Here is a 1,649-nt window from a genome sequence, read left to right as displayed (position 1 = left end):
TGGTGGCCGTGGTCGCCGTGGTGGCAGTCGTCGCTGTTGTCGCGGTCGTGGCTGTGGTTGCAGTCGTGGCTGTGGTAGCAGTCGTGGCTGTGGTAGCCGTGGTAGCCGTGGTGGCTGTGGTGGCTGTGGTCGCTGTGGTGGCTGTGGTCGCTGTGGTCGCTGTGGTGGCTGTGGTGGCTGTGGTCGCTGTGGTGGCTGTGGTGGCTGTGGTCGCTGTGGTCGCTGTGGTCGCTGTGGTCGCTGTGGTCGCGGTCGTGGCTGTCGTCGCCGTCGTGGCTGTGGTAGCGGTCGTCGCCGTGGTAGCCGTGGTCGCCGTGGTTGCAGTCGTGGCGGTGGTAGCCGTGGTCGCCGTCGTGGCAGTAGTCGGGCTAGTAGCAGTGGTCACCGTAGTCGGTGTAGTCGGCGTAGTTACACCCCCAATAGGCGTCACAACATCCGGTGCCAATGGATCAGGAGGCGCATCTCTTAGATTGGCTGGGTTGATTACCTCCACGTCATCTTGGGGAAGCGGCTGATCAACAAGCGGCACGGGGATTTGCTGCCCATCGCTGTCGGTATCCATGAATGGTACGGTGCTCCCAGCCGCCACAGTCTGGCGCTCCACACTCAAGCCTTCGTCGCGAATACCGCCCTCACCCACTATGTCAGCATCTTGTGTGACATCCGCCCTTGTGTCGGACTGGATATTTTCGTTACCGGCGCCTTCGATCCGTTCCTGTGCTCCGGTTACGCTGTCGGCTCGGCCTATACTCTCATTGACTCCCTCACGGCTAAGCACAGTCATCTCGTCAAACGAAACAGCCTCCTGATCCAGAGCAACATTTTCGTTGGCAGGTTGTTCCTGATTTTGAGTGTTGTTTTCGTTATTGGTAGCCATGATTCCGATCTCCCTTGATTTTGAGTCTATGGGGTTGAACGAATAAACCTATTCAACCAATTTTCATTGGGGTGATATTACAAGGGGTAATTGCAAACTTATAGATAGCCAGAAGTTATAGGCTCTTAAGGGAGAAATCACAAACGTACCGTTTGTTCATGAACCTCACGATGATGTAGGTCGGGATTCATCCCGACGGGGTTCATCCCGACGGGGTTGGGTTCTGCGGCGCTCTGTCGGGATGAATCCCGACCTACGAAACCCACCCTCGGTTCATAAAAGGTACTTTTACAATTTTTGCATCCCTAACGAATAGCGTTTATCCGCCGCCCCTCCCAAGCCTATTCAACGCGCCAACCTGCCGGCGGCGGATAAACCTCGTTGGACTGAACCTGTGGTGAGCGGTGCTTATGGGGATTGTAAGGTTTTGGAGCGCGGCGTCAATCGAATATCTGGAGCGTGACACAACTGGTCGGATGCAAATAGAAGCCACCGAGTGACTTTGCGGCCCGCATCGGTATCACGGAACCGCGCAAACCGACGAACACCGGCATCATTCATGACGCACGGTCGAGCGCAGCCCCGGCTGGTGCACGCACCCAACCGCCGGATGAAACGATAAAGCAAACCGGTACGTTTCATGATGGCGCTCGCGGCGGGGCGCGCGGCAAGTGGGGCGTAATCGCCTGCACCACCCGGAACCGCCCTTCACGGCAATGCGGACAGTTCAGCCACTCGATGCCCGCCGCCCGCAGCATGAACGCCTCCACCG

At 57.8% G+C, this 1,649-nt stretch carries 2 protein-coding genes; both read left to right on the top strand.

Annotation, left to right across the window (positions count from 1 at the left end; genetic code table 11):
* Positions 1–469 (top strand): hypothetical protein (locus tag Q8O71_03040; GenBank protein MDP2705339.1); only part of this gene is annotated, 469 nt, incomplete at its 5' end.
* Between the two features lie 30 nt (positions 470–499).
* The gene (locus tag Q8O71_03035; protein ID MDP2705338.1) at positions 500–895 is read left to right on the top strand and encodes a hypothetical protein; all 396 of its coding nucleotides are present in this window, start codon (positions 500–502) and stop codon (positions 893–895) included.
* The last annotated feature ends 754 nt before the right edge of the window (positions 896–1,649 follow it).

The organism is bacterium (assembly GCA_030690305.1).
Classification (GTDB): Bacteria; Patescibacteriota; Minisyncoccia; order Phycocordibacterales; family JAGLPS01; genus JBBUCK01.
The sequence above is the reverse complement of the archived record's forward strand: the minus strand, read 5'-3'. Positions and strand labels throughout refer to the sequence as shown.